Source organism: Variovorax sp. LjRoot290, from assembly GCF_964253985.1.
Lineage (GTDB): Bacteria > Pseudomonadota > Gammaproteobacteria > Burkholderiales > Burkholderiaceae_C > Variovorax.
In genome coordinates, this window is sequence record NZ_CAXURW020000001.1 from 3161226 (window position 1) to 3188014 (window position 26789).

The following is a 26789-nucleotide window of genomic DNA, read 5'->3' on the forward strand; positions in this document are numbered from 1 at the left end:
AGTGCTCAGAACGCGGTCTGGTAGGTGAAGCTCACGTAGTTGCGATCGCGGAAGTTCGCCAGGCCGGAGGCGAAGAACGGCGCTGCGCCGGGGCCGGTGGCAAGGTTGCCGGTCTTGCCCCCGCGTGCGGTGTAGGCCAGGTCGAACTGATGCTTGTACTTGCCGGCCAGGTACTCGATCCGGATGCCCGGACGGATCAGCCACGACCCCTTGGGCGTGACGCCGGCGCCGACTGCGGCGGCATTGCCCGACAGGCCGTAGGTCACGAACAAGGGCGCCGAGATGTCGACGCTCGGGAAGACCTGCTGCCACGTCGGCGTGAACGACAAGGCGATGCTGGCGGCGTTGCGCGTCGAGCAGCCGCGCAGCACCAGGTTGTTGGTGCAGGCGGGGTTGCCGCCCTCGCCGTTGTAGAGATTCGCGCCGCTGGTGATCTTCTGCAGGTGCATGGCATCGAACTGCAGCGCGATCGAACCCGAGTCGAAGAGCGCGTTCTTGTTGATGGTGGAAACGCCGCTCATCAGGAAGTGGACCGTGTTGCCGCGCGGGCCTTCCATTCCGGGGTCGTTGATGAGGCCGGGGAAGGTGCCGAACGCGAAACCGCTGCGCACGTTCAACGGCATCTTGCGTCGGTAGTTCAGCTCGATACCGGTGCCCCAACCGCCGAGCAAGGTGTTGTAGGTCAGGCCGATCAGCTCGATGTCCTTCGCGTAGACGGCACGGCCGATGCGCGAGCCGTTGGGACCGACCGCGATCTGGCTCAGCCAGCTCGGTGTCTTGTCGTCGAAGCGGCGCAGCCAGAGGCCGAAAGCGTCGCCCTCGAGCTTCTCCGGCGACCACTTCAGGCCCAGCGCCACATCGCCCTTGTCGCCCTGGAACGACTCGCCGCGCCGCACGGCCGGGTTGGAAATGAACGGCGGGCCTTCGAGCGCGGTGTCGTTGACCTGCCAGAAAGTGCCGCCTTCGGAAATGCGCGAGGAGCGGAATTCAGCCGTGTACTGGCCCATCAGCGAGAACTGGTTGTTGAGCTGCCAGGTGGCGCCGACCTGGCCGATCGGCAATGCCGTTTCCTTGGCCGAGGCACCCGGGCTCAGGTCCGACTTGCGGCCGTCGTTGGGCGCCATCGAGTAGGACACGCTGCCGCCGTTGCCGAACAGGAATTCGCCGGGCAGCCAGGCGAAGCGGCCGGCCTTCAGGTTCAGCGAGGTGCCGCCGATGTCGAGGTTGCCCCAGGCGAAGGCATCCATGAACTCGGCGGACGGGCCCTTGTAATAGCGGTCGATGTAGGGCGTGAACTCGTTCCGCGCATAGTTCGGAACGGTCGCGAAGCGCGGGTCGCTGCGGCTCCTGTCGGGGAAATTGTTGTCGTACCAGCCTGCCGCGCTGAGGCGCAAGCCCATGTTCTTCTTATAGTTCAGGTCGAACTCGGTGTAGACATCGAAGCGCGACAGTGCCGTGTCGTTCTTGCCGAACAGCCAGTTGCCCTCGTCCACCGCCGGCGAGTTGACGAGCCGGAGATCACGTTCGCCGGTACGCATCGCCGCGTTGTATCGCAGCGTGGTGTCGAGCGTCAGCTCCAGGTCGGGCGAGCCGGTGTCGATCTGGAAGGCGGCCGCAGGCGCGGCCATGGCCACTGCCGCGCTGATGCAGGCCGCCTTCAAGGCGCGTTCGCCGCGCGGAGTGCGGCGGCGAATCCCTCGGTCTTTGTTCATCGAGTCTCCAGTTTTGTACGAATGGGGAACCGGCCGGGCCGGCGTGTCGCGCCGCCTTGCGTTGGACGTTGCGTCATGCCAATACTCGAACAGTGTTCATATCGTTGCACAGGACCACTGGCACGTCAACCAACGACTATCAGTAGTTACCCGGTGATCCCGATCGGCCCGGCACCTGCAACGGCAGCGGCAACGGCGCCCCCGCGCGGTGTCGGCGCGGCAAGGCCATGGCGAGCAGCACGCCGGCGCCGGCGCAGGCGATGACGAAGGCGAAGGTGAGCAGATAGGCGCCCGGGCTTGGATGCGTACCGGAGCCCCGGGTCGCATCGGTCACCGTCGAGCTGGCCAGCAGCAAGGTCGCGAGCTGCGTGCCGATCGCGGTGCCCACGGTGCGCACGACGTGCGACATGCCGTTGATCTCGCTGGTGCGATCGGGTGGCGCGACCTCGACGATCAGGTTCGGGATCGCCGCATAGAGGATCGAGCCGCCGAGGGTGATCAGGAACGCGACCGCGACCAGCAGCCACACGGCGTCGTGATGCAGCAGCACGGCCACCCAGCCGGCGCAGATGACGGCGCTGCCGATCAGCGCCGCGCGCCGCGCGCCATGCCGGGCCGCGACATGCCCGCTCCAGGGCGCTCCGAACAGTCCCGCAACGCTGGCGGGCACCTTGATCAACGCGGCCAGCGTGGCCGTGAGGCCGAGGCCGATGCCGGTCCACGCCGGCTGCTGCGCGAGCAGCAGGATCACGAGCATCAGTTGCGCCGTGCCGAGGCCGAACAGCGCCATCAGTCCCATCGCCAGCCCGGTCTGGCGTTCGGCGAAGCGGCGCACGTCGATCATGGGCTGCGGGTGGCGCCATTCGTGGCGCACCCAGACCGCGATCGCTAGCAGGCCGGCCGCGATCAGCCCGAGCGTGACCGGATCGGCCGGCCCGCTGCCCTTCATGCGCGTGACGGCCCACAGCAGCAGCGCGACGCCGGGCGCGAAGAGCACGCCGCCGAGCAGGTCGAGGCGCCCCACCACGGCACGCCGCACCGAGGGCGGCAGCAGCCACGCGACCGCCACGATCGACAGCGCCGTCTGGGCGACCGAGAACCAGAAGATCCAGCGCCAGCCGGCATGATCGACCAGCCAGCCCCCGAGCAGGATGCCCGCGCCGGCCGTGAAGCTCGCCATCGCCGCGACCCAGCCGATGCCCACCGGCACGCGCTCCTTCGGCAGGTGCTCGCGGACCAGCCCGATGGTGAGCGGCAGCAGCGCCGCCGACATGCCCTGCACCGCGCGCCCGGCGATCAGCCACGGCAGGCTGGTGGCGAAGGCACCGATCAACGAGCCGGCCATCGCGAACACCAGCGTGAGGATCAGCAGCCTGCGCCGGCCGTACAGATCGCCCAGACGCGAGCTCAAGCCGGCCGAGACCGCGCCGACGAGCAGGAAGGCCGTGATCAGCCAGCCGACGCCGACCGGATCGCCGAACTCGCGCATCAGCGTGGCCAGGGCGCCGTACATCATGCCGACCTCGAAGGAGCTGTTCACCTCGGCGAACACCAGCACGGCGAGGATCAGCAGCCAGCGGCGGTTCTCGGCTGGCTTTGGGGGATCGAGCTTCACGAATGTCTCCTCGCGCCACGTCTCCGGGGCCCTTGTCACCTGCTTCCGGCAACCGTCGCAGAAAGCGATGGATCGGAAGGTCTAAGCCGGCCCGTCGAAGGGGCCCTCGACGCCGCCCTCCAACTGCTGCAGCAGGCGCCTCAGGCTGTTCGACAGCCCCCGGCGCTCGTCTTCCGGCAACGCCCGCACCGCCTTGAAGACCGGTGCCGGGTGCGTCATCAAGCGGTCCAGCGTCTGGTCACCGCGCGCCGTCATGCGGACCATCTGCCCGCGCCGGTCGAGCGGGTTGTCGACCCGTTCCACCAGTCCGCGCGCGACCAGCCGGTCGAGCCGCTTCTTCAGGCCCGGCAGCGAGATCCACAGCCGCTCCTTCAGCCCGGTGGGCGTGCTCTCGAAGGGCGGCCCCGTGCGTCGCAGCGCGCCCAGCACCATCACCTCGCCGGAATTCAGTCCTTGCGCAGCGGCCAGCGACGCGATGCTGCGCTCGATGTGATGCCCGAGGCGCGTCAGCCGCGCCAGGACCGCGAACACCTGGGGATCGACCTGCGGCCAGGCACGGCGCCAGCTCTCCAGGTTGGGCTGCACGACGTCGTCGTCCTCCGCCGCCGGCGCCACGGGCGCCAACGCCGGCGCCAGGCCCAGCGGCGCCGCGATGCGCGCGAGCACCGAAAGCTGCAGGTCGTCGGCCCGTTCGGCGCGCACGATCTGCGGCTGATGCACGCCCGCGCGCCGCGCCAGCTCGCGTTGCGACCAGCCCGCCGCGGTGCGCTTCTGCTTCAGCAACTCGGCCCATGAGGATCTGCTCCAGGTGTTTGGTTCGGTCATCGGTATGCCTGCTCGTTGATATCTTTCACGATATCAGCGAAGGCGCCGCGCGACCGCTCAGCCTTCGTCGTTGACCCAGCGCACGAAGCGGTTCAGCGGCAGGAAGCCGTCGTGCGAGATGCCCGCCTCGAAGGCCACCGCCTTGCCGAGCTCGACGATGCGCTGCACGCCGGCCGCAGCGAGCGCATCGCGCAACTCGGCCTTGCGCTCGGGCGGGTAGACGCCGACGGTCTGCGTCGCGACGTTGGCGCAGCCCACCGCCGAGGTGAGGCTCGTCACCGGCACTACGTTGACGACGCGGCCGTCCGGATGAAAGTCGACCTGCTCTTCCGAGCGGATCACGAGCCCGCGGCCCTCGTAGCCGCCCCAGACGCGGTAATGCGGCTCCATGCCGCGCAGGCCGTCGATCTCGTCGCGCAGCTCGGCCGACAGCGGGCTGCCGAGCGCCGAGCAGGTCTCGCGCTGCACGCCCAGCCGCGCCTGCAGCAGCGCGCAATAGCGATCGACCTCCTGGACCGAGCCCTCGACGAACTGCACCCGGCTCGACGCGCAGGCCTGCTGGTTCATGATCGTCGCGTCGGTCGCGGCGCGCTCGGCCACCTCGGCCAGCACGGCGTCGGAAGCGAAGGCCTCGCGGCCGATCAGCGAGATCGAGGTCTTCGGATCGAAGGCCACCAGCTCGAAGCCCGGGCCGATGTATTGCTTGACGCTGCGGATCGTGCTCTCGCCGCCCCAGGCCACCACCTTGTCGAAGAACTGCGGCCGGAACAACAGGCTCTCGACCTGGGCGTCGCCGCCGCGCCAGTAGGCGGCCGAGAACGAGCGCACCAGCGGATGGCCGGGCGCGACCGCCGCCATCGTGCGCAGGATCGCGGTGGCCGTGAAGAGATCGTTGGAAGGCAGCTTGATCAGGTGCACGCCCTTCGTCAGCGCGCCCCGCACCACCGACATCGCGGCCACGCCCGGCGCGTTGCCGGCGATCACGTGGATCAGCCGCGGCGGGAACGCGCGCATCCGGTGGGTGCGCCCGCTGGGCGTGTCGGCGATGACGCGCCAGCCGTCCAGCACATCGGTGCCGCCGAGCTCCTGCTCGACCTGGAACAGCATGCTGCGGCGGTCGAACAGACGGCCGAGGCCGGCATAGGAGCGCTGCAGCACGTCGCGCGGCAGCGGGCTCGTCCTCATGCTGAACTCGAGCGCCTCGGCGAGCAGCCCGTCGGGGTCGTGCTTCAGCCGCTCGCCGGTCGCCACGAGCAGGTCGATGATCTCGGCCAGCGGCGTGTCGAAGGCGGGGCCGGGCTCGCGGCGCGTCCACACCAGCGCGTTCAGGTCCAGCGCCGGGGTCGCGAAGCGCGCCTGCGGGCTGCCGTACTCGCGGGCCGCTCCGGTGACGACGCTGCCCTTCACGACGTGGCATACGGGGACCGCGGCACTCGCTATGGTGGTGGTCGTGTTCATGCAGCGATCGCTCCCCGGACATAGGCGTCGATGGTGCCGGCACAGCCGATGTGGTCGTCCTCGCCCGGCTGCGCGAAGCGCGTGATGTTGTCGAACAGCGTCGGCCCGCGGCGGCCGCAGGGGCAGCGCGGCTTCAGGTCGGCGCTCACCTTGTCGCCGGTGATGAGCCCGCCCCAGCGTCCTTCGTAGAGCAGGTCGAGGAAGGCGAAGCGGCCCTCGACCACGCCATCCTCGCCGTCCCGCGCCGTCAACAGGCGCTCGCCATCGCGATCGACGATCAGCCAGATCAGCGCCGGCGCGCGGTGGTAGCGCCCGGCCTCGCAGCGCGGCATCACCTGCGCGAGCTCGGTCATGCCGTAGTTGCCCGGGCGCACGACCTGGCCGAAGAAGCGGTCGACCTGCTCCTTGTAATCCGGCGGCAAGGGCACGCCCTTGATGCCGCCGCCGGCGTTGACCACGGTGTCGGGATGGAACGCGCCGTCGCCGATGCCGCGTTCGCGTGCGCGGGCGATCAGCGCCATGTACTGCGCCCACATGCCCGAGATCAGCATCGGCTCCGCGCGGCGGTCGAGGATCGTGTCGAGCAGCTTCAGCAAGCCCTCGCGCCCTTCGGCGCCCTTGCGCGCGGCCTCCTGCTCGAAGGCGGCGATCTCGTCGGGCGTCGCGCTGCCGTCGGCCATCTTCTTGCGCATCGCCGCCATCCGGCTGACATCGGCGATCCGCAGCGGCTGGTCGGTCAGCGCGAAGGTCTGCCCCGGCGTGCCGAAGTTCTCGAAGTTGAACTGGGCGGCCTCGGTCGCGCTGCTCGTGCCCCTGGACGGGCCGAGCCAGAACACCGTGCGATCCGCATTCGCGCGCACGTACGGCCAGCCGACCGAGTACTTGAAGTGCCGCCTCTTCAGGTCGTTGTCGCCCACCGTGTGGTTCAGGAACGAGCACTTGCCAGACGAACCGCTGGTCGCAAGCACCCGGTGGCCGGCCTCCCACAGGCGCGCGAGCCAGTCGTCGACGTCCTTCACGCCGTCGACGTCCACGCCGGTGGTGTCGGCCACCGACAGCGTGTTCAGCCACTGCAGCATGCGGCCCCACTGCGCCTTCTCGACGAAGGACGGCGGGTAGGACTTGTAGACCGTGTGCGCGAACAGCAGAGGAACCAGGTCTTCCAGCTTGCCGATGCGCTCGATGCCGGCGTCCTCGGCGCGGCGCGCGAGCAGCGGGATCTGCGCCTTGCGCTCCTCGAACAGCTCCTGCGCCGCCCGAAGCTGCAGTGCCTCGACGTCGGAGGTCGGCAGGTCGTAGGCGAGGTTCGGGTCGAGGATCATGTCGACCAGTTGCTGGCGGATCGGTGTCATGCTGCCCTCCTCACCGGCCTGGCTCGATGGCCGTGGCGACCGACACGCTCTCCCACTCGGCGAGCTGCTTCATCCTCGCTTCGTAGGCCCCGCGCAGCATGCCGACCGCGTCGGCACCGAGCACCAGCCGCAGCGGCGGCTGCGGCGCCTCCAGCGCCTGGATGATCGCGGCCGCCGCCTTGGCCGGGTCGCCCGGCTCGTGGCCGTGGTAGTGGCCGATGTGGTCGCGCGCCTTGTGCGCAGGCGTGCCGGCGTAGGCGTCGATCCGGAGCGCCGCCTGGCGCTGCGAGCCGCCGGCGAACTGCGTGCGGAAGCCGCCCGGCTCGACGATCGTCACGCGAATGCCGAAGGACGCCAGCTCGGTCGCCAGCGCCTCGGTCGCGCCTTCCAGCGCGAACTTCGAGGCGGCATACAGGCCGCAGGCGGGAAAGCCGATCACGCCGGCAACCGACGCGACATTGAAGATGTGCCCGGCGCGCCGCTCGCGCAGGTGCGGCAGCAGCGCACGCACGACCGCGAGCGGGCCGAACAGGTTGGTGTCCATCACCTGCCGCCCTTCGGCATCGGACACTTCCTCGATCGCGCCGAACAGGCCGTAGCCGGCGTTGTTGACCAGCACGTCAATCGTGCCGGCGAGCTTCAGGGCTTTCTGCACGGCCGGTTCAACCGCCTCGATCCGCGTCACATCGAGCAGCAGCGCATGGGCGCGGCCGGGCGCGAGTTGCTCGAAGCGATCGGCCTGCACAGGCTGGCGCACAGTGCCGACGACGGTGTCGCCGCGCGCGAGCGCGGCCCGGGCGAGCTCGAGGCCGAAGCCGCTCGAGACGCCGGTAATGAGCCAATTTGCCATCTCAGGATCTCCTTCGATCGTTGCTGGCGAAGCGTTCAACTATGTTTACATCGTTCTGTTTTTTATTATCTTGGTGAATCTTCGATGGCGCCACTTCCAGCCGCAACCGGGTTTACCCGAGCTTGATGACGTGGGGACGCGCTCCGTGACAGGCCCGAATCCGCAGGCCCATTCCGCTTGATATGTTTATCAATATCAACCGAGCTCAGGCGCTGCCCGCGCCAGCGCGGGCGGAGAGCTCGTCGTGGATCTGTTTCGCAGCCGCGAGCCCGCCGTCGAAGTCCGCGGCGCGTACAGCCCATTCGACGACGTCGATGCAACGCAAAGCGGCTTGCCTTGGCACGGCTGCAGCGGCCAGTCTGGCGCGACACGCGGCAATCGCCTCGGCCGCGCCGGTGCGCTCGAGCGGCCGGTGGCGCAGCAGCGCCGACGCCGGCGGCCGGCCCGGCTCCAGCGCCGCGGCGAACGCGCGGGCGGCAGCCAGCGGGTCGGCATCGCACAAGCGAGCGAACAAGGGCGTCTCGGCGTAGCGATCGGCGCGCACCGGCTCGGCCGCGAGGATCAGCGCGAGCGCGCGCCTCACGCCGACCGCACGCGGCAGGCGCTGCGACCCGCTCGGCGGCACGACGCCGTGCTTCAGCTCGGGCAGCGCGATGCGCGCGTCGCGCTGTGCGATGCGGTAGTGGCAAGCGAGCGCGAGCTCGAAGCCGCCGCCGACCGCGAAGCCGTGGATTGCCGCGATCACCGGCTTCGTGCACGCCTCGATGCGCGGGAACAGGTGGGCCGACAGGGCCGGCCACTGTCGCTGCAACGGCGAGTGCAGCTCGGCATAGTCGCCGCCGGCCGAGAAGCCGCGGCCGGCGCCGCCGATCACGATCGCCCGCACCGTAGCATCGGCATCCGCCGCCTCCAGCGCCTGCCACAGCGCGAGCCGCATCGGGTGCGAGAGGCTGTTCACCGGCGCATGCTCGAGCACGAGCTGCAGCACGCCGCCGTCACGCAAATGCTCGGAGCGCACCCGGGTCATGGTCGCGGTCTTCAGTAAGTGACGAGATGTTCCAACTACCGGCCTTCGAAGCGCGGCGCGCGTTTCTCCAGGAACGCACGCACCGCCTCGGCATGGTCGGCACTGGCCATGGCCGCGGCCTGGAACTCCACCTCGCTGCGGATCGCCGCATCGAGACTGTCCACGCCTTGCGCCAGCGCGTTCTTCAGCAGCGCGTTCGCCACCGGCGGCAGCGCCGCGTATTCGTGCGCCACCGCAAGCGCTTGCGGCAGCGCCCCGCCGGACTCGGCGAGCTCGTTGGCCAGGCCGATCCGGTGCGCCTCGGCGCCGTCGAACACCCGCGCGAGGCCGAGGATCTCGCGGGCCTTCGCACGACCGACCCGGTGCTGCAGGCTCCACAGCGCGCCCATGTCCGGCATCAGGCCCACCTTGACGAACGCGGCACCGAACTTCGCGTCTCGCGCAGCGACCACATGATCGGCGAGCGAGGCGATCGACAGGCCCGCGCCCATCGCCGAGCCCTCGACTGCCGCAACCACCGGCTTCGGCCCCAGTGCGATGAGCCGGATCAGCGCGCTCACCAGCTGCCAGCGCTCGCGGTTCTCGAGCAGCGTGCGCGCTTCCATCTCGCTGATGTCGCCGCCGGCGCAGAAGTGTCCGCCGGCGCCGGTGAGCACGATCGCGCGCACCTCGGCATCGGCCATCGCCGCTTCTAGCCGCTCGCGAAGCTGGGTGCGCATCTGCAGGCAGTAGGCGTTGCGGCGCGCCGGGAAGTTCAGCGTCAGCACCGCGACCGCACCCTCGCGCGCGAGCGGCACCATGTCGTCGGGGCGATCGACGGCTTTGCTCATCGCATCACCGCCCTTCGAAGCGCGGCTCGCGCTTCTGCTGGAAGGCCGCGAGCGCCTCCTTGCAGTCCTCGCTCAGGCGGCAGCGGATCATGTTGCGCGCCTCGAGGTCGAGCACCTGCTGCAGCGTCTGGTGCGCGGCGGCGTGGACGTTCTCCTTGATCGCCCGCCAGGCGAGCGCCGGCCCGTTCGCCAGCCGCAGTGCGAACGCGTCGGTCGCGGCATCGAGTTCGGCGTCGGGCAGGACGCGGTTGACCATGCCCAGCGCCAGCGCCTCGGCGGCGCCGACACGGTCGCAGAGCATGTAGATCTCCTTTGCCTTCGAGGGGCCGACGAGTTGCGTGAGGAAGTAGCTGCCGCCGTAGTCGCCCGGCGTGCCGATCTTCGCGAAGCTCGAGACGAAGAAGGCATTGTCGGCGGCGATGCGGAAATCGCACGCGAGGGCGAGCGAGAAGCCGAGCCCGGCCGCCGGCCCACGCAGCTTCGCGATCGTCGGCTTGCCCATGTCGTGCAGCAGGAACGAGGCTTCGGCGAGGCGCCGCAGGCGGTCGACCCGCGCCTCGTGCGCCTGCCAGAGCTCGGTCTGGCCGAACTCCTGCGCGATCGCGTCGTCGGGGTCCGGCGCGCCCATCGAACGCACGTCGGCACCGGTGCAGAAGGCCGCGCCGGCGCCGGTCAGCACGACGACCTTCACGCGCGGATGGCGCGCTGCATCGACCAGCCGGCGCACCAGCAGGTTCTGCCCGGCGGTGTCGATCGCGTTCCTGACCTCGGGGCGGTCGATCGTCAGGGTCAGCACGCCGGCGTCGGCGAGCGCCCAGGTGATGGCCTCACTCATCAGTACAGCTCCTTCATCCGCTGCTCGTCGAAGGCCGGCAACGCGTGCCCGTGACGCAGCTTCTCGGTCCATCTCGGTTCGTTCAAGAGCGCGCGACCGACCGCGACCAGATCGAACTCGCCGCGCTCGAATCGCTTCATCAGCAGCGCGACATTGTCGGACCCGCCGGCACGGCCGTCGCGCTTCGAATCGTAGAAGCCGCGGTCCAGCCCGATGCCGCCGATCGCCATCGCGAGCTTGCCGGTGAGCTTCCTGGCCCAGCCCGACAGGTTCAGCGGCGAGCCCTCGAACTCGGCGCGGTCGAAATAGCGCACGCTGCCGTCGAACACGTCGACGCCGGCATCGGCAATCGGGCCGAGCACCTCCTCGAGCTCCTGCGGCGTCGAAGCGAGGCGGGCCTTGAAATCCTGCTGCTTCCACTGCGAGAAGCGGAAGAAGATCGGCAACGACTCGCCCACCTCGCGCCGGATCGCGCGCACCACTTCGGCGGCGAAGCGCGCCCGGGCGCGCCGCTCGCCGCCCCAGGCGTCGCTGCGGCGGTTCGTCTCGTCCCACAGAAAGGTGTCGATCAGGTAGCCGTGCGCACCGTGGATCGCGATGCCGTCGAAACCGGCCTCGCGCGCGTGACGGGCGCTGCGCGCGTAGGCATCGATCACGTCCTGGATCTCGCGCTCGGTCATTGGCCGTGTCGGCGCCTGCACGCGTTCGGCGTATGCCGGGTCAATCGAGGTCATGCGGCCCGCCGGGCCCCAGAGACCCGATGGACGCAGCGACGCGGCCTCCGGATGCGGGCCGGTCCCGGGTTCGCGCATCACGCCCTGGTGCCAGAGCTGCGGCACGATCCGGCCGCCGGCGGCATGCACCGCATCGACGACGCGCTTCCAGCCGGCGAGCGCCGCCTCGCCATGGAGATGCGGCAGGTTGCTTTCGCCGAGGCCCGCATCCCCGAGCGCCGCGGGATGATCGATGCCCACGCCCTCGGTGATCAGCAAGCCGGTGCCGCCCTCGGCACGGCGGCGGTAGTAGGCAGCGACGTCCTCGCCCGGCACGCCGCCGGGCGAGAAGTTGCGCGTCATCGGCGCCATCACGATGCGGTTGGCGAGCTGGAGGCCGCGGATCGCGATCGGTTCGAACAAGGGCGCGACATCGATGGGCGCGGATGGATCGGATGGATCGTTCATGGCCTGGGCCTAGGCGGCGCCCAGCAGCGCCGGCAGACGCTGCTCGATCGCGGCGCGCGCCTCCACCAGCATGCGCTCGACCAGCTCGGCGCAGCTGGGCAGATCGTCGATCAGGCCGACGCACTGGCCGATCGGCAGCGCCGCATCGTCCGCGGCGCCGCTTTCCATCGCCTGCATCCAGCGCGGCGCGCCGATCAGCGGTAGGAGGTCCCCGTGCGTCGTCGCCGGCTGCGCCTCGAGGGCGAGCGCTTCGGCGGCCGTGCGGTTCTTCAGCACGCGGATGCTGTCACCGAAGCGGCGGCCGACCAGCGTGGTGTCGGTTTCAGACGCGGCGAGCATGCGCGCCTTGACCTGCGGGTGCAGGGGCGACTCGCGCGTCAACAGGAAGCGCGTGCCCATGCAGACGCCCTCGGCGCCCAGCGCCAGGGCCGCGACCAGGCCGCGCCCGTCGGCAATGCCGCCGGCGGCCAGCACCGGGATCTTCAGCGCCCGCGCCGCGGCCGGGATCAGCACCAGGCCCGGCACGTCGTCAGCGCCCGGGTGGCCGGCGCATTCGAAGCCGTCGATGATCACCGCATCGACGCCGAGCGACTCGGCCTTCAGCGCATGGCGCACGCTGGTGGCCTTGTGCATCACCTTGACGCCGGCATCCTTCAGCGCATCGAGATACCGGGCCGGGCTGCCGCCGGCCGTCTCGACGACCGGAATGCGCTCTTCGCAGACCACCCGCACGTAGCCATCGACGTCAACGCCGCTGGCGCCCGGCAGCAGCGTCAGGTTGACGCCGAAGGGCCGATCGGTCATCGAACGGGTGCGCTCGATCTCGCGGCGCAGCGCCTCGGCATCCGGCTGCGTGTGCGCCGACAGGATGCCGAAGGCGCCGGCGTTCGAGACCGCGGAGACCAGCTCGGCGCGCGAGGCCCAGCGCATGCCGCTCTGCACGACGGGAAGCCGGCTGCCGAGCAGCGCACTCACCTTGGTCTTCATGCTTCACACCACCGGCGCGAGGAAGCGCCGGCCGTTGTCATGCATCACGCCCTGCGTCTGCTCGGCACCGAGCTGCTTGCAGGCCTCGTCGGCGAAGTCGCGCGGCGCCGGCACGCCTTCGGCATGCGGGTAGTCCGAGCCCATGATCATCCACTCGTGCGAACCGACCTGGTCGACGATCGTCTTCAGGTCGTCCTCCGGATAGGCCACCACGCTGACATGGCGCTGGAAGATCCGGCTCGGCCGCTCCTTCAGCTGCCCGCCCGGCCAGTAACCGTTCTTCGCCATGCCGCGGCACTTGTCCATCTTGATCAGCATGGTCGGCACCCACTCGGCGCCGTTCTCGGCCGACAGTACGCGCAGGTTGGGGAAGCGCGCGAAGAAGTTCCAGAAGATCAGCGACGAGATCGTCTCCACCACCGGCCGCTCGCTGTAGCCGTGCATCCAGACGAAGGCAGTCTGGCGCTGGCGCGACTGCTGCACCGGCTCGCCCCACACCGCCATGTGGTCCTTCATGTAGATCGCCTCCGACACGTGATAGACCACGCGGCAGTGCGCTTCGTTGAGGATGGACCAGAAGCGGTCGAAGTCAGGATGCGCCGGCGGCTTGCCGCCGAAGGGCCCCATCGGCATCAGGAACAGGCGCGTGCCGTTCCTGATGGCCCATTCGGCCTCGGCGCAGGCCGCATCCAGGTCGTCGAGCGAGACCAGCGGCGCGGAGTAGATGCGGTCCTTGTAGTTGAAGCCCCAGTCGTCGAGCATCCAGCGGTTGTAGGCATGCATCACCGCCGCCGCGGCCTTCGGCTCGTCGAGGTAGCTGATCGACGCGACCATGTTGCCGCAGTAGAGGAAGCAGCCTTCGACGCCGAACTCGTCCATCTTCGCGAGGCGGGCGTCGCGGGCATACATGTCTTCGGTCATCGGCACGCGCATGTCGACGTTCTCCTTGCCCTCCTTCTGCGCGCGCAGCCACTCGTGCAGCTTGCCCGGCGGCGGCACGCGGCCGTCCTCGGAGTAATAGCCGGCACTGATCTCGACCTTGCGCTGGCCCACGTACATCGCGTATTCGCCGTCGGCGCCGACCTTCCACTCGTAGCTCCAATCCTTCCTGAACTGTTCGGGCAGGTAGCGGCTGAAGGAATCGGGGGTTTCGTAGAGATGGGTGTCGCCGTCGAAGATCGGGCCCTTGAAGAGCGGTGCAGCAGAAGTGGTGGTGGTCGTCATCAGGTTCTCCGGGGATGGGATGCCACTCCGCGCGGTCGCGGCACGGCTCGAATTGGGGTGCTTCAGACTTGCGATGCGGGCAGGCGGATCACGAGGCCCTCGATCGCGGGCGTGACGCGCAACTGGCACGACAGGCGGCTCGTCTCGCGCTGCTCGAGCACGCACTCGAGCATGTCGCGCTCGGTGGATTCCGGCGGCGGCAGCCTGGACATCCAGATTTCGTCGACGTAGCAGTGACAGGTAGCGCAGCTGCAAGAGCCGCCGCAGTCGGCGAGGATGCCGGGCACCAGGGCGTCGATGGCGCCCTGCATGACCGACTGGCCGACTTCGGCGTCGACCTGGTGCTCGGCACCGGTGTGCTCGATGATCGTGAAACGGGGCACGGTGGTTTTCTCCTTATTGGGGCAAGGCTTCCGCAAGCAGGCTCTTCAGCGGCGCGCCGTCGTCGACCAGCCGCTCGGGCGGGATGGCCATGCGTTCGCCGACGATGCGCCTGGCCAGCATGAACTCGGCCGGGCGATTCACGGTGTCGACCGCGATCACGCGTTCGCCCTTCAGGTAGAAGGCCGAGAACGAGCGCTGCTCGACCGAGCCGCGCAACAGGAACTGGTCATGGCCCTGCGACAGGCCGACCATCTTCAGCTTCAGGTCGTACTGGTCGGACCAGAACCACGGCGCGCTCTCGAACGGCCGCTCATGCCCGAGCAGCGCCGCCGCTGCGGAGCGCGCCTGTTCGAGCGCATTCGGCACCGACTCGAGCCGCACGCAGCGGCCATACAGCGCGCTGTCGAAGCGCGTGCAATCGCCGGCCGCGACGACCTGCGGGTCGCTGGTGCGTGCGCAGGCGTCGATGCGGATGCCGTCGTCGACCGCAAGGCCGGCGGCGGCGGCGAGCTCGGTATTGGGCACCAGGCCGATGCCGACGATCACCAGGTCGCAGGCCAGGCGCTCGCCGTCGGCGCAATGCACGCCGGTGACCCTGCGGCGCGCCGCATCGAGCGCGAAGCCGTCGACCTGCACGCCGACGCGCAGGTCGACGCCGGCTTCGCGGTGCACCTGCTCGTAGAAGGACGACACGCGCGGCGCGGTCACCCGCGCGAGCACGCGGTCGGCCGCCTCCAGCACGGTGACCTTCAGCCCGGCCTTCACCGCCACCGCGGCCACCTCGAGGCCGATGTAGCCGCCGCCGACGATCGTGACGCGCGCACCGGGCTCGAAGTGCCGGCGGATGCGATCGACGTCGGCGAGCGTGCGCAGGTAGTGGAAGTTGTCGGCGCCAATGGCCGCGCCCGCGATCGCCGGCGGCAGCGGACGGGGGCGCCCACCGGTGGCCAGCGCGAGCCGCGCATAGCCGATCGAGGAGCCGTCCTCGAACGCGACGCGCCGGTCCGCTCGGTCCACGGTCTGCACGCGCCGGCCCTGCACCAGCTCGACGCCGGCCTTCTCGAGCGTGGCGCGCGCCTTCAGGTGCAACGAGTCGAGCGTCGCGGTGCCGGCCAGGTAGGCCTTCGACAGCGGCGGCCGGTGGTAGGGCAGCGCGGTCTCGTCGCCGACCAGCTGGATGCGGCCCTGCCATCCGGCCTCGCGCGCCTGCACCGCGAGCTCGGTGCCGGCATGTCCGGCACCGATGACGACCAGCGCATCGCGCTCGCCGCTCACACGATTCCCTTCGACTTCAAGCGTTCGATCTCCTCGGCGGCCAGGCCGAGCAGGCCGCGGTAGATCTCGTCGTTGTGCTGGCCCAGCGTCGGCGGCGCGGTGTAGTCGGTGATCGGCGTGTCCGAGAACTTGATCGGATTGGTGCAGATCCTGACACTGCCGGCCAGTGGATGCGGTACCTCCGCGGCCAGGCCGCGGTGCTGCGCCTGCGGATCGTCGAACACCTGCTTGAGATCGCGGATCGGCCCCGCCGGTACGCCGGCCGCTTCCATCGCGGCGAGCAGGTCGGCCTGGCGCCAGCGGCGCGTGATCGCATCGAAGGTGGCGGCGAGCGGCTTGCGGTTGCCCACGCGCAGCGGGTTGGTCGCGAAGCGCGGGTCGTCGGCGAGCTCGGGGTGATCGAGCGCGCTGCAGAAGCGACGGTATTGCTCGTCATTGCCGCACACCACCATCACGCCGCCATCGGCGCACGGGAAGACCTGCGACGGCAAGCCGCCGCTGCCCTGCGTGCCGCGCCGCACCGGCACCTCGCCGGTCGCCAGGTACTGCGCCGCGTAGTGCGACAGCGAAGCCACCAGCGAGTCGAAGAGCGCGACATCGACGTGCTGGCCGCGGCCGCCGCTGGCCTCGCGGTTCGCATCGCGCTCGTAAAGGGCCGTGATCACGCCGATCGCGGCGAACTGCCCGGCCACGAAGTCGGCGATCGAAGGGCCGGTCTTGACCGGCGCACCGCCCTCCTCGTCCGGATAGCCGGTCACGCTCATGAGGCCCCCCATGGCCTGGAAGATCGAGTCGTAGCCGGGGCGCGGCGCATAGGGCCCGGTCTGGCCGAAGCCGGTCACCGAGCAATAGACGAGGCGCGGATTGAGCTCGCGCAGGCTTGCCTGGTCCAGGCCGTAGCGCTTCAGGTCGCCGACCTTGAAGTTCTCGACCAGCACGTCCGACATCGCGGCCAGCCGGCGCGCCAGCCCCTGGCCCTCGGGCTGGGCGAGGTCGAGCGTGATCGACTTCTTGTTGCGGTTGCTGCCCAGGATGATCGGCGTCTCGTGCGTGTCGCGGCCGTCGCGGTCCTTCAGGAACGGCGGGCCCATCCTGCGCGCATCGTCGCCCGCGCCGGGGCGCTCGACCTTGATCACCTCGGCACCGAGATCGCCGAGCATCTGCGCGGCCAGCGGGCCGGCGATGACGCGCGACAGATCGAGAACGCGAATGTGCGAGAAGGGCTTTCTGGACATGGCAGTGAAGTGAGGATCAGGTCCCCTGGAGTGTCGGTCGCGGCACCTGCGCCAGCAAGGCGGCGCTGCTGCGCGCGAGCAGCTCCAGACCGCTTTCGGCGCCCTTCTGGGCGCACTCGCGTGCGTAGGCCGCGTCGCGCCAGAAGCGCGGCACATCCACCCACCAGCCGCGCCCGGCCATCAGCCACTTGAATGCGACGAGTTCGGTCAACGTGCCATTCGAATCGATTTGCAGGCTGTTCATAAGACTCACCTCGCTGTTCGTATAGTCGAATGATAGTCTACTTTAAGAACATTGCAAACCCTTTGCAGCATGCCTTCACATGCCGGTGCAGCCCGACGCCACGGGCGGCCGCAGGGCAATTCCATCAGGGGCAGACGCGCCTGTACAAGCCATCGCACGATGGCATCGCAGGGCATCCGAAGCGAATTCCGGCTCAGGCTCGCCGCGCGGTGCGCGCCGGCCCGGGCGCGGTCGGCGAGGCGCCGACCTCAGCGGCGCGACGCCGCGAAGACCTGGCCGATCGAGCCTCCCAGGTGGCCGTAGGCACGAACCATCTCCCGGTAGCACTCCTGGGCCGTCGCAGCCGGCAGGTTGCTGCCGCCCGCCCGGCAGACCTCGGCCTTCGAGGGGGCCGCGGCGCGCGCTTCATCGGACGCGTCCGACTTCAGATAGCCGAGCGAGCCGAACACACCCACTGCCGAGCCGATTGCCAACACTTTCAGACCACTGAGCATTTCAGTCTCCTCAGGCGACCCCTGCGCCGGCGACCCCATCAACACCGTGCGACTATCCGCATGACAGTCGTTCTATTTTGTGAATACTATTCTGAAGTTAATCCGTCATGATCCGGGAAAACCCGAGAGCAGTTGCTCGCGTACGTAGAAAACCAAGTCGTATAGTTGAACATCGTTCTGCAATATCAATGCCGCCGATATCGACAAGGATCACCATGGGCGCCATCCCCCGCATCCAGGACTTTGACGACCCGGCCTACGACCCCTTCGTCTCCGATGACGCCGCGTTCGGCGAGCACGACGATCCCTACCCGCAGCTTGCCCGGTGGCGCGAACAAGGGCCGGTGCATGCCTTCGACTACCGGAGCGCGCTGGGCCTGCATCCGGACGTGACGATGGCGGTTCTGCCGGCGTACCTGGTGCTCGGCTACGACGCGGTCGAGAGCGTCTTCCTGGATCCGCAGACCTACTCGAACGGCATCTACGCGCGCAACCTGGGCATCTCGTTCGGCCAGAGCGTGAGCACGATGGATGCGCCGGACCATCCGCGCTATCGCAAGATCTTCCAGAAGGCGTTCCTGCCGAACACGGTATCGAAGTGGGGCGAGACGCTGGTCGATCCCGTCGTGGCGTCGCTGATGGAGAAGTTCAGCGGCCGCGGCCGAGCCGATCTGGTGCAGGAGTTCACCCACCACTACCCGTTCCAGATCATCTACAGGCAGCTGGACCTGCCGCCGGAGGACGTCGGCATCTTCCACAAGCTGGCGATCGCGCAGACGGTGGTGTCGTATGACGTGGCCCACGGCACCGAGGCGTCGCACAAGCTGGGCGTGTATTTCAAGGCCCTGTCGCAGGAGCGGCGCGCGGACCCGGGCGATGACCTCGTGAGCCTGCTGTCACATGCCGAAGTCGACGGCGAGCACCTGCCCGAAGAGATCCTGATCTCCTTCCTGCGGCAGCTCGTCAATGCAGGCGGCGACACCACCTACCGAGGCACGAGCATCCTGCTGACCGGCCTGCTGACCCATCCGGACCAGCTCGAGGCGGTGCGCAAGGACCGCTCGCTGATTCCGCAGGCGATCGAGGAAGCCTTGCGCTGGGACGGCCCTGTGCTGATCGCGACACGCACACCCTCGGTCGACACCGAACTCTGCGGGGTGAAGCTGCCGGCAGGCGCCTGCCTTTCAGTGGCTTCGGGCTCGGCGAACCGCGATCCCTCGCGCTTCGAGAACCCGGACCGCTTCGACATCTTCCGCAAGAAACAGCGCCATTTCGCGTTTGCGTTCGGGCCCCATGTGTGCATCGGCCAGCACCTCGCGCGCGTCGAGATGGCGCGGGCGCTGAATGCGATCCTCGACCATCTGCCGAACCTGCGCCTCGATCCCGACATGCCGCCACCGCGGATCCAGGGCACGATGATGCGCGTGCCCAAGCACATCCACGTGCGCTTCGACTGAGCGCTGCAGTGACCGACGCGACCTACCTCATCGTCGGCGCCGGCTCGGCCGGCTGCGTGCTGGCCAACCGCCTCAGCGAGAACCCCGGCCACCGGGTGCTGCTGATCGAGGCCGGGCCCGAGGACCACAGCCCCCTGATCGCCATGCCCAAGGGCTTCGGCAAGCTGCTAGCGGACCCGAAGCATGCCGACTACATCCCTGTGGCGCCCCACGCCGGCAACGGCAGCCGGCAGGAGGTCTGGGCGCGCGGGAAGATGCTCGGCGGATCGAGCGCGATCAACGGCATGGTCTACATGCGCGGCCATCCCGCGGACTACGACGAGTGGGCCTCGCAGGGCGCCGCCGGCTGGGGCTGGGCCGAAATCGCGAAGAGCTTCAAGGCGATCGAAGACCACGCACTCGGCGCCGACGACCTGCGCGGCGCCGGCGGGCCGCTGAAGGTGACGCCGCACGGCGAGCGCACCGAGCTGGCAGAAGCAACGATCGCCGCCTGTGCGCGCCTGGGCCTCGAGCGCCGCGACGACCTCAATCGTCTCGATCACGAAGGCATCGCCTACCTGAGCTACACGATCCGCGATGGGGTGCGGCAGAGCGCCGCCGCCGCCTTCCTGACCCCGGTGCGATCGCGCCCCAACCTGACAGTGCTCACCGACACGCGGGTCCGCCGCGTGCTGTTCGAAGGCCGGCGGGCCGTCGGCGTCGAGGCAGTGGTCGATGGCCGCGCACGGCGTTTCGACGCGACGCGCGAGGTCATCCTCTGCGCCGGTGCGCTCCAATCGCCGCGCCTGCTGCAGCTCTCCGGCGTCGGTGACGGCGAGCATCTTCGCTCCCTGGGAATCCGGGCGGTGGCGCACAACCTGGCCGTCGGGCTCCACCTGCGCGAGCACCTGCTGTACATGGCGCAGTGGCGGCTCGCCGACTGGCGCCATTCCCAGAACCGCGAGTTCAGCGGCTGGCGCCTCGGGCTCCATGCGACCAGGTACCTGTCGACGCGCAGCGGCGTGATGGCGACGGGCTCGTATCCGGTCGGCGGCTTCTACCGATCGTTGCCCGGGGCCGCGCGGCCCGACGCGCAGCTGATGATGTGCCCCTTCTCGCTCGATTTCGCGGCGGGCGGCATGGCGATGGAAGACTTCCCCGGCATGCAGCTCTTCAGCTACGGGCTGCGCCCGCGCAGCCAGGGTCATCTGCGCATCGTCTCGCCCGACCCGGACGTGCCGCCCGAGGTCGACCCCAACTACCTCGCCGAGGAGGAAGACCGCCGCATCGCGATCGCCTCGATGCGCTTCATGCGCCGCGTCGCGGAACAACCGAGCCTGGCGGCATGGATCACAGCGGAGACTCGACCGGGCCCGGCGGTGCAGAGCGACGAACAGATCCTGGACGCCTTCCGCAGCGGCGGCCAGAGCGGCTACCACGCCTGCGGCACCTGCCGCATGGGCGGCGACGAGCGCAGCGTCGTCGATCCGCTGCTCAAGGTGCGCGGCGTCGAGGCGCTGCGCGTGATGGACCTGTCGATCGCGCCGACCATGCCCGCCGGCAACACCAACGGTCCGGTGATGGCGATGGCATGGCGCGCGGCCGATCTGATTCTGGAGGATGCGCGATGACGAGCGGCTTGCAGGACTTCCTCAGGCGAGCAGCTGCTTCGGCTCGGCGAGTACCTCGTCCAGATGCCGCAGGAAGCGCGCCGCGTCGGCGCCGTTGATCACGCGGTGGTCGTAGCTCAGCGAGAGCGGGACCTTCAGCCGCCATTCGATCGCGTCGTCCGATCCGCGACGAGGTTTCCATTCGGCCTTGGCGATGCCGAGGATCGCGAGCTCGGGCGCGTTGACGATCGGGGTGAAGCCGGTGCCGCCGATGCCGCCGAGCGAGCTGATCGAGATGCAGCCGCCCTCCATGTCGCTCATCGGCAGCCCGCGGCCCCGGGCCTTGGCGGACAGGGCCGAGATGTCGGCCGCAATGTCGGCGAGCGGCTTGCGGTCGCAGTCGCGCACCACGCCGACCACGAGCCCGCGCGGCGTGTCGATCGCGATGCCGATGTGGAAGTACTTCTTCAGCACGAGGTTCCTGCCGCTCGCGTCCAGCGACCCGTTGAACTGCGGGAAGGCCTTCAGGCCCGACACCAGCGCCTTCGCGAAGAAGGCCAGCGCGCTCGGCCGGGGCGCCAGCGTCGCACGCAGCGCTTCGACCGCGGTGATGTCCGCGTCGTCCTGGTGCGTGACGTGCGGAATGCTCAGCCAGTTGCGAGCCAGGAACCCGGCGGTCAGGCCCTGGATGCGCGAAAGCGGCCTGAGCTCGACCTCGCCGAAGGCTGCGAAGTCGACCACCGGCCACGCCGGAAGGTCGGCGCCGATCATGCGATCTCGGCCAGCAGCGCGCCGACCTCGTAGACCTCGCCGACGCGGGCCACGATCTTCAGCGTGCCGGTCGCGGGCGACTCGACCTCCTGCACGGACTTGTCGCTTTCCAGCGCGTACAGCGGCTGGCCTTCGGTGACGGCGGCGCCGTCGGCGACCATCCATTCGGCGAGCGTCGCCTCGTTCATGGAAAAGCCGATCTTGGGAAGCAGAACCTGGGTGGCCACGGGGATGTCCTCGTCGTAGGGATGTTCGCGCTTCAGTCCAGCGTCTTGCGGATCGCCGCCTCGATCGCCGCGGGCTGCGGCACGTGGGCTGCCTCCAGCGTCTTGGAGAACGGCACCGGCGAGTGGTTCGCGCCGACGCGCTGCACCGGCGCCTTCAGCGCGCTGAACAGGTGCTCGTGCAGCAGCGCGGCGATCTCGGCGCCCACGCCGAAACGGCGCACCGCTTCATGCACGACCACCGCGCGCCGCGTCTTCGCGACCGAGCTCAGCAAGGTGGCCTCGTCCAGCGGCGAGATCGTGCGCAGGTCGATCAGCTCGACCCCCACGCCTTCCTTCGCCAGCTTGTCCGCGACCGCCGCGCAGTCCTGCACCATGCGGCTGTAGCTGATCACCGTCACGTCGCGGCCTTCGCGCAGCACCTTCGCCTTGCCGAGCGGAATGCGCTGGCCGAGCTGCGGCGGCGCGCCGGGCGTCCAGTAGCTCGGCATGTTCTCGATGAAGAGGCAAGGGTCTTCGTCGAAGATGCACGACAGCATCAAGCCGTAGGCATCGGCCGGCGACGACGGCGCCACCACCTTCATGCCGGCGGTGTGCGCGAACCAGGCCTCGAGGTAGTCGGCATGCTGGCCGCCGGTGCCGAAGCCGGCGCCGGTCATCGTGCGGATCGTGATCGGCACATGCGTCTGCCCGCCCGACATGTAGCGCAGCTTGGCCGCGTGGTTGACGATCATGTCCATCGCCACCGCGGTGAAGTTCATCAGCATGATCTCCGCCACCGGCCGCATGCCGACGATCGACGCGCCGATCGCCGCGCCGATGATCGCCTGCTCGGAAATCGGCGTGGAGCGCACGCGCGAGGTGCCGTACTTGGTCGAGAGCCCCTTGGTCACGCCGACGATGCCGCCCTCCTGGCCGTCGGCAATGTCCTCGCCGAGCAGGATGACGTTCGGGTCCAGGCCCATTGCTTCGTCTAGCGCCAGGTTGACGGCCTGGATCGTGTTCATCGGCTTGACCTTGTCGAGCACGGTGCTTGTCGTATTCATTGCGCAACCTCCTCGGCCAGCACATCCCGCTGCAGTTCGGACAAGTCCGGCACCGGGCTTTCCAGCGCGAAAGCCACGGCCTCGTCGATCTCGCGATCGATCGCCGACTCGAGCGCCGCCAGCTCGGATTCGGCCACGCCTCCTTCGATCAGCCAGCTGCGGAAGCGCGGCACCGGGTCCCTCGCCATCGCAGCCTCCTTCTCGCCCGGCGCCATGTAGGCGTCCGCGTCGCCGAACACGTGGCCCTGGAAGCGGAAGGTCTTGGCTTCGATCAGGGTCGGGCCCTCGCCGGCGCGCGCGCGACTGACGGCCTCGCGCGCCGCCGCATACACCGCCAGCGGGTCGTTGCCGTCGATCGTGACGCCGGGCATCTGGTAGCCCGCGGCGCGGTCGGAGATCTGCTTCGCGGAGGTGGCCAGCTCGTAGCGCGTGTGCTCGCCATAGCCGTTGTTCTGGCAGACGAAGATCACCGGCAGCTTCCAGACCGCCGCCATGTTCAATGCCTCGTGGAAGGCGCCGATGTTCGACGCGCCATCGCCGAAATACGCGACGGACACATGCTTCTGCCCTCGGATCTGCGCCGCCAGCGCCAGTCCGTTGGCGATCGGCATGCTGCTGCCGACGATCCCGGTCGTCACCATCACGCCGGACTCCGGGTGCGTGATGTGCATCGGGCCGCCCTTTCCCTTGCAGGTACCGGTCGCCTTGCCGGCAATCTCCGCCCACAGCAGCTTCGACGGCACGCCCTTGGCGAGCATGTCGTGGATGCCGCGGTAGATCGTGCAGATCGTGTCCTCGTTCGTGAGGTTCACCGACACCGCGGCGGGAATCGCTTCCTGCCCGCGTGGCGAGTAGTACGGCGCGACGATCTTGCCGGCCTTGATGACCGCGCGGAAGCGATCGTCGCTGCGCTGGATCAGGGCCATGCGGCGGTAGATGTCGACCAGGATGGCCTGGTCGATGCGCGTGTCTGGTGTCATGGATTCGTCCTGGTCGATGTCATTGCAGGGGTGCGCCCAGTGCGTGGTGCGCGGCGATGTAGCCGAAGGTGAAGGAGGCGCCGATGCTCGCGCCCGCGCCGGGATAGCAGCGCCCGACCACCGAGGCGGTGCAGTTGCCGGTGGCATAGAGCCCGTGGATGACCGAGCCGTCCTCCCGCAGCACCCGCGCATGCTCGTCGGTGACCACGCCGCCGGCCGTGCCGACGTCACCGGGGTACATGCGCACCGCGTAGAACGGCGCTTTCTCGATCGCGCCGAGGTTGGGATTCGGCGTCACGGTCGGGTCGCCATGGCAACGATCGAAGGCGCGCGAGCCGCGGCCGAAATCGCTGTCGACGCCGCTGCGGCAGAAGCCGTTGAAGCGCTCGAGGGTCCGCGCCAGCCCTGCCCCGTCGATGCCGGTCTTCTTCACCAGCTCGTCGATCGACTCGGCCTTCACCATGTAGCCGCTCTTCAACCACTCCTCGGGCACTTGGCCGGGCTGCGCGGTTCCCCAGGGGTAGTAGGCGCGCTGGCGGCTGTCCATGATGACCCAGCTCGGCACGGCCTTTCCGGTCTCGCGCTGGCGCTGGTACATGCGCTGGCCGATCTCCATGTAGGCGCCGGCCTCGTCGCAGAAGCGCTCGCCGAGCTGGTCGACCATCATCGAGTACGGCAGCGACAGGTCCAGGTGGTGCATGAAGGGCAGCGGCGTGCCGTCGGCCGCATAGCCGCCGGGCTTCGGCGGCTGGCCGTCCGGCGCGAGCGAGGTCACGACCCACCAGGCTTCGTCCATGCAGTCCACCGCCGCGCCGAGCGCCATCGCCCATTCGATCGCCTCGCCGGTGTCGCCGGGGTTGGCATTGGTCCAGGTGGCCGAATTCGGCTGGGGCTGGAAGCGCTGGCGCATCGCCGCGCTGCGCGAGAAGCCGCCGACGTTCATCAGCACGCCATCGCGCGCCTGCACGCGCACCAGCCTGCCGTCGCGCTGCACCGCAACGCCGACGACGCGATCGCCATCGAGCACGAATTGCGCAAGGGCCGAATCGGTCCAGATCGTCAGCTGCTCGCGCAGCGCGATCTGCAGCATCCGGCCCTGGATCGCCGCGCCCGCGCCGGCGAGCCGCCGGCCGGTCAGCTTGGCCTTCAGCATGCGTCCGACCATCGACAGCGCGGTCTTCTTGCCGCCCCAGGTGCGCTTGGCCAGCATCAGCGACGGGAACTGATCGGTCGGCAGCGGCAGGCTGAAGCCCTTGTAGCGCGACAGCTTCGACTCCCATTCGCCCAGCTCGCGCGTGTCGAAAAGCTCGGCCAGGAGCGAGCGGCCGCGCGGCTCGCCGCCGGGCAGCTCGTCGTAGTAGTCGGACCAGCCGTCGGCATAGACGAACTTCATGCCCTGGCCTTCGAGGAATTCGACCATCCTCGGGCCGTTGCGCAGAAAGGCATCGCGCCGCGCGGGGCTGGTGCCCGGGCCTTGGTAGGTGACGGCCGCATCGAGGTACTGCCGCGCGCGCTCGGCACTGTCGGCCACGCCGGCGCGTTTCATCACCGGATTGTTCGGCACCCACCAGACGCCGCCGGAAAAACCGGTCGAGCCGCCGATCAGCGGCTGCTTCTCGACGATCAAGGCGCGCTTGCCCAGCTGCTTGGCCGCCAGCGCGGCGCACATCGAGCCGCCGCCGCTGCCGACGATGACGAAGTCGAAGGCCTCGTCCCAGGTTCCGTTGGTCGACATCGTGTCCTCAGGCCCTGCTCGTCTCGTCGAACAGGATCTCGCGCAGCGCGCGGTGGAAGTTCGAGATCGCGGACTCCTGCAGCGGGTTCGTGCGCGCGCCTCGGAAGGCCTGGGACTTCATGCCCTTCTGCACTTCGGTCATGTTGGCGAAGTCCTGCGACAGGATCAGGCCGAAGCGCTCGACGGTGTCGGTCTTCCAGTCGTCCGCGCCCCAATAGAACTCGCGCTCGAGCTTCGGCTCGGCGCCCGGCGCGTAGCGCGCGATCGAGCAGATGTCGTAGAAGCAGGAGTCGGGGTTGTCGCCGTCCGGCCGGGCGCGGTAGAAGAGCATGCCGTCGGGCGACATCAGGAAGATCATGTTCGGGAACACGTGCCAGTCGGTCCCGGCCTTGTAGATCTGCTCGCCCGTGATGTTCGGCCAGCCTGCCCCTTCGGCGATCGCGGCCTCGGCCTGGAACTGGCCCACCTTCATCAGCAGCTCGAGGTGCGGCGTGTCGGGCGAGCACTCGGTGAGGATGCGCCTGGCGGCATCGAGGTCGCGCTGGGTGGTGATCGCCTTGAGCTGGTCCTCCAGGTCGGCGAAGAACTTGACGATGCCGGGGCGCACGTCGTCCGGGACCGGCCGTCCGGTGCGCGGCGACGGCGCGCCCGGCAGCCGCGCCGGCGCCGGGTAGCCGAACATGCCGTGCCTGCCGAAGGTGAAGCTGCGCGTCACGTCGTCGCCCTGGCAATCGAGCAGCTGCGGGTGCGTGCCGAAGACGTGGTAGCCCTCGCTGAAGGCTTCCAGCGCGACCTTCCAGTTGCAGGGCAGGCGCACCGACTTGTACCAGCGGTAGCGCATCTTCTCGAACTCGTAGCAGTCGGTGTATTCCGGCACCGGCGCCAGGTGCCGGGCGAGCGGCTCGCAGGCCGGATCGAAATTGACGAAGACGAAGCCGGCCCAGGTGTCGACCTTGATTTCCGGCAGCGAGAAGTCCTCGTCGCTCATGTCGGGACAGCCCTGCCAGTCGTCGCGATCGACGATGCGGATGACCTTGCCGTCCAGGCTCCATTGCCACCCGTGGAAGCGGCACTGCAGCCTGGCGGCCGACCCGCAGCCTTCGGTCAGGCGCCGCCCGCGGTGCTGGCACACGTTGTAGAAGGCGCGGATCGTGTCCGGCGTCTGGCGCACGACGATGACCGACTCGTCGTTGATGTCGTAGGTGACGTAGTCGCCCGGAAAGGGGATCTCCTCGAGGCGGCAGGCGAGCTGCCACACCTTGGGCCACAGCAGGCGCTTCTCGAGCTGCACGATCTCGCGCGAGATGTAGTGCTCGGCCGGAACGTAGTCCACGCGCACCTTGGGCTTCACGGCGGTATCCACTGTGTGTCTCTCCTGGTTCTGGCTGCACCGGACGCGAGCTGCCTCGCGGGCATCAGGTATCAATAATCGAATGACGTTCTGAAATATAAACGCGTC

Annotated in this window: 25 protein-coding genes; 2 read left to right on the top strand and 23 right to left on the bottom strand. The window is 69.1% G+C overall.

The window, feature by feature from the left end; genetic code table 11:
- Positions 1-5 precede the first annotated feature (5 nt).
- The 17 genes from ACSQ9A_RS15730 to ACSQ9A_RS15810 form a co-directional block, all read right to left on the bottom strand.
- Entirely contained in the window at positions 6-1712 is a 1707-nt protein-coding gene (locus ACSQ9A_RS15730; protein ID WP_436304283.1) for a DUF1302 domain-containing protein, read from the bottom strand.
- A 139-nt stretch (positions 1713-1851) separates the two neighbouring features.
- Positions 1852-3327 (bottom strand): MFS transporter, encoded by a 1476-nt coding sequence (locus tag ACSQ9A_RS15735; RefSeq protein WP_436295501.1) that lies wholly within the window; start codon positions 3325-3327, stop codon positions 1852-1854.
- An 81-nt stretch (positions 3328-3408) separates the two neighbouring features.
- Positions 3409-4152, bottom strand: coding sequence for a MarR family transcriptional regulator (locus ACSQ9A_RS15740; RefSeq protein ID WP_436295502.1), 744 nt, complete (start codon positions 4150-4152; stop codon positions 3409-3411).
- A 57-nt stretch (positions 4153-4209) separates the two neighbouring features.
- Positions 4210-5610, bottom strand: coding sequence for an acyl-CoA reductase (locus ACSQ9A_RS15745; protein ID WP_436304284.1), 1401 nt, complete (start codon positions 5608-5610; stop codon positions 4210-4212).
- A complete protein-coding gene (locus tag ACSQ9A_RS15750; protein WP_436304285.1) occupies positions 5607-6962 on the bottom strand; it encodes a hypothetical protein in 1356 nt (451 codons plus the stop codon). Before ACSQ9A_RS15750 ends, ACSQ9A_RS15745 begins: the two co-directional genes overlap by 4 nt.
- A 10-nt stretch (positions 6963-6972) precedes the next feature.
- Positions 6973-7812, bottom strand: coding sequence for an oxidoreductase (locus ACSQ9A_RS15755; RefSeq protein WP_436304286.1), 840 nt, complete (start codon positions 7810-7812; stop codon positions 6973-6975).
- 205 nt (positions 7813-8017) lie between these two features.
- Positions 8018-8839 carry an enoyl-CoA hydratase/isomerase family protein gene (locus tag ACSQ9A_RS15760; RefSeq protein WP_436304287.1) on the bottom strand — a complete coding sequence of 274 codons (822 nt, stop codon included), beginning with the start codon at positions 8837-8839 and terminating at the stop codon, positions 8018-8020.
- 35 nt (positions 8840-8874) lie between these two features.
- Positions 8875-9669, bottom strand: coding sequence for an enoyl-CoA hydratase/isomerase family protein (locus tag ACSQ9A_RS15765; protein WP_436304288.1), 795 nt, complete (start codon positions 9667-9669; stop codon positions 8875-8877).
- A 4-nt stretch (positions 9670-9673) separates the two neighbouring features.
- The gene (locus ACSQ9A_RS15770) at positions 9674-10504 is read right to left on the bottom strand and encodes an enoyl-CoA hydratase (protein ID WP_436304289.1); all 831 of its coding nucleotides are present in this window, start codon (positions 10502-10504) and stop codon (positions 9674-9676) included.
- Complete coding sequence (locus ACSQ9A_RS15775; RefSeq protein WP_436304290.1) at positions 10504-11685, bottom strand: NADH:flavin oxidoreductase; 1182 nt, start codon at positions 11683-11685, stop codon at positions 10504-10506. Before ACSQ9A_RS15775 ends, ACSQ9A_RS15770 begins: the two co-directional genes overlap by 1 nt.
- A 9-nt stretch (positions 11686-11694) precedes the next feature.
- Positions 11695-12672 carry an NAD(P)H-dependent flavin oxidoreductase gene (locus tag ACSQ9A_RS15780; protein WP_436295650.1) on the bottom strand — a complete coding sequence of 326 codons (978 nt, stop codon included), beginning with the start codon at positions 12670-12672 and terminating at the stop codon, positions 11695-11697.
- Between the two features lie 3 nt (positions 12673-12675).
- The gene (locus tag ACSQ9A_RS15785; RefSeq protein ID WP_093103536.1) at positions 12676-13896 is read right to left on the bottom strand and encodes an amidohydrolase family protein; all 1221 of its coding nucleotides are present in this window, start codon (positions 13894-13896) and stop codon (positions 12676-12678) included.
- 62 nt (positions 13897-13958) lie between these two features.
- The gene (locus ACSQ9A_RS15790; RefSeq protein WP_436304291.1) at positions 13959-14279 is read right to left on the bottom strand and encodes a 2Fe-2S iron-sulfur cluster-binding protein; all 321 of its coding nucleotides are present in this window, start codon (positions 14277-14279) and stop codon (positions 13959-13961) included.
- 13 nt (positions 14280-14292) lie between these two features.
- Positions 14293-15555, bottom strand: a complete 1263-nt coding sequence (locus ACSQ9A_RS15795) for an NAD(P)/FAD-dependent oxidoreductase (protein ID WP_436304292.1) — start codon at positions 15553-15555, stop codon at positions 14293-14295.
- Positions 15552-16790, bottom strand: a complete 1239-nt coding sequence (locus ACSQ9A_RS15800) for a CaiB/BaiF CoA transferase family protein (protein WP_436295647.1) — start codon at positions 16788-16790, stop codon at positions 15552-15554. Before ACSQ9A_RS15800 ends, ACSQ9A_RS15795 begins: the two co-directional genes overlap by 4 nt.
- A 16-nt stretch (positions 16791-16806) precedes the next feature.
- Positions 16807-17034 carry a hypothetical protein gene (locus ACSQ9A_RS15805; protein ID WP_093103542.1) on the bottom strand — a complete coding sequence of 76 codons (228 nt, stop codon included), beginning with the start codon at positions 17032-17034 and terminating at the stop codon, positions 16807-16809.
- Between the two features lie 248 nt (positions 17035-17282).
- Positions 17283-17528, bottom strand: a complete 246-nt coding sequence (locus tag ACSQ9A_RS15810) for a hypothetical protein (RefSeq protein ID WP_436304293.1) — start codon at positions 17526-17528, stop codon at positions 17283-17285.
- A 215-nt stretch (positions 17529-17743) separates the two neighbouring features.
- Here ACSQ9A_RS15810 and ACSQ9A_RS15815 point away from each other — a divergent pair, with 215 nt between their 5' ends.
- Complete coding sequence (locus ACSQ9A_RS15815) at positions 17744-18985, top strand: cytochrome P450 (RefSeq protein ID WP_436304294.1); 1242 nt, start codon at positions 17744-17746, stop codon at positions 18983-18985.
- An 8-nt stretch (positions 18986-18993) separates the two neighbouring features.
- Positions 18994-20595: a GMC family oxidoreductase gene (locus ACSQ9A_RS15820; protein WP_436295644.1), complete on the top strand. Its 1602-nt coding sequence runs from the start codon at positions 18994-18996 to the stop codon at positions 20593-20595.
- 21 nt (positions 20596-20616) lie between these two features.
- Here the strand turns inward: ACSQ9A_RS15820 and ACSQ9A_RS15825 are convergent, their stop codons facing one another.
- Genes ACSQ9A_RS15825 through ACSQ9A_RS15850 form a run of 6 tightly spaced genes read right to left on the bottom strand, consistent with a single transcriptional unit; the run spans position 20617 to position 26693 of the window.
- Complete coding sequence (locus ACSQ9A_RS15825; RefSeq protein WP_093103549.1) at positions 20617-21345, bottom strand: 2-oxo acid dehydrogenase subunit E2; 729 nt, start codon at positions 21343-21345, stop codon at positions 20617-20619.
- Entirely contained in the window at positions 21342-21572 is a 231-nt protein-coding gene (locus ACSQ9A_RS15830; RefSeq protein ID WP_093103551.1) for a biotin/lipoyl-containing protein, read from the bottom strand. The genes ACSQ9A_RS15825 and ACSQ9A_RS15830 overlap by 4 nt, the downstream gene beginning before the upstream one ends.
- Before the next feature lie 32 nt (positions 21573-21604).
- Complete coding sequence (locus ACSQ9A_RS15835) at positions 21605-22615, bottom strand: alpha-ketoacid dehydrogenase subunit beta (RefSeq protein ID WP_436304295.1); 1011 nt, start codon at positions 22613-22615, stop codon at positions 21605-21607.
- Complete coding sequence (locus ACSQ9A_RS15840; RefSeq protein WP_436304296.1) at positions 22612-23595, bottom strand: thiamine pyrophosphate-dependent dehydrogenase E1 component subunit alpha; 984 nt, start codon at positions 23593-23595, stop codon at positions 22612-22614. Before ACSQ9A_RS15840 ends, ACSQ9A_RS15835 begins: the two co-directional genes overlap by 4 nt.
- 19 nt (positions 23596-23614) lie before the next feature.
- Entirely contained in the window at positions 23615-25330 is a 1716-nt protein-coding gene (locus ACSQ9A_RS15845) for an FAD-binding protein (protein ID WP_436304297.1), read from the bottom strand.
- Positions 25331-25337: 7 nt separating this feature from the next.
- Positions 25338-26693 carry an aromatic ring-hydroxylating oxygenase subunit alpha gene (locus tag ACSQ9A_RS15850; RefSeq protein WP_436304298.1) on the bottom strand — a complete coding sequence of 452 codons (1356 nt, stop codon included), beginning with the start codon at positions 26691-26693 and terminating at the stop codon, positions 25338-25340.
- Positions 26694-26789: the final 96 nt, after the last annotated feature.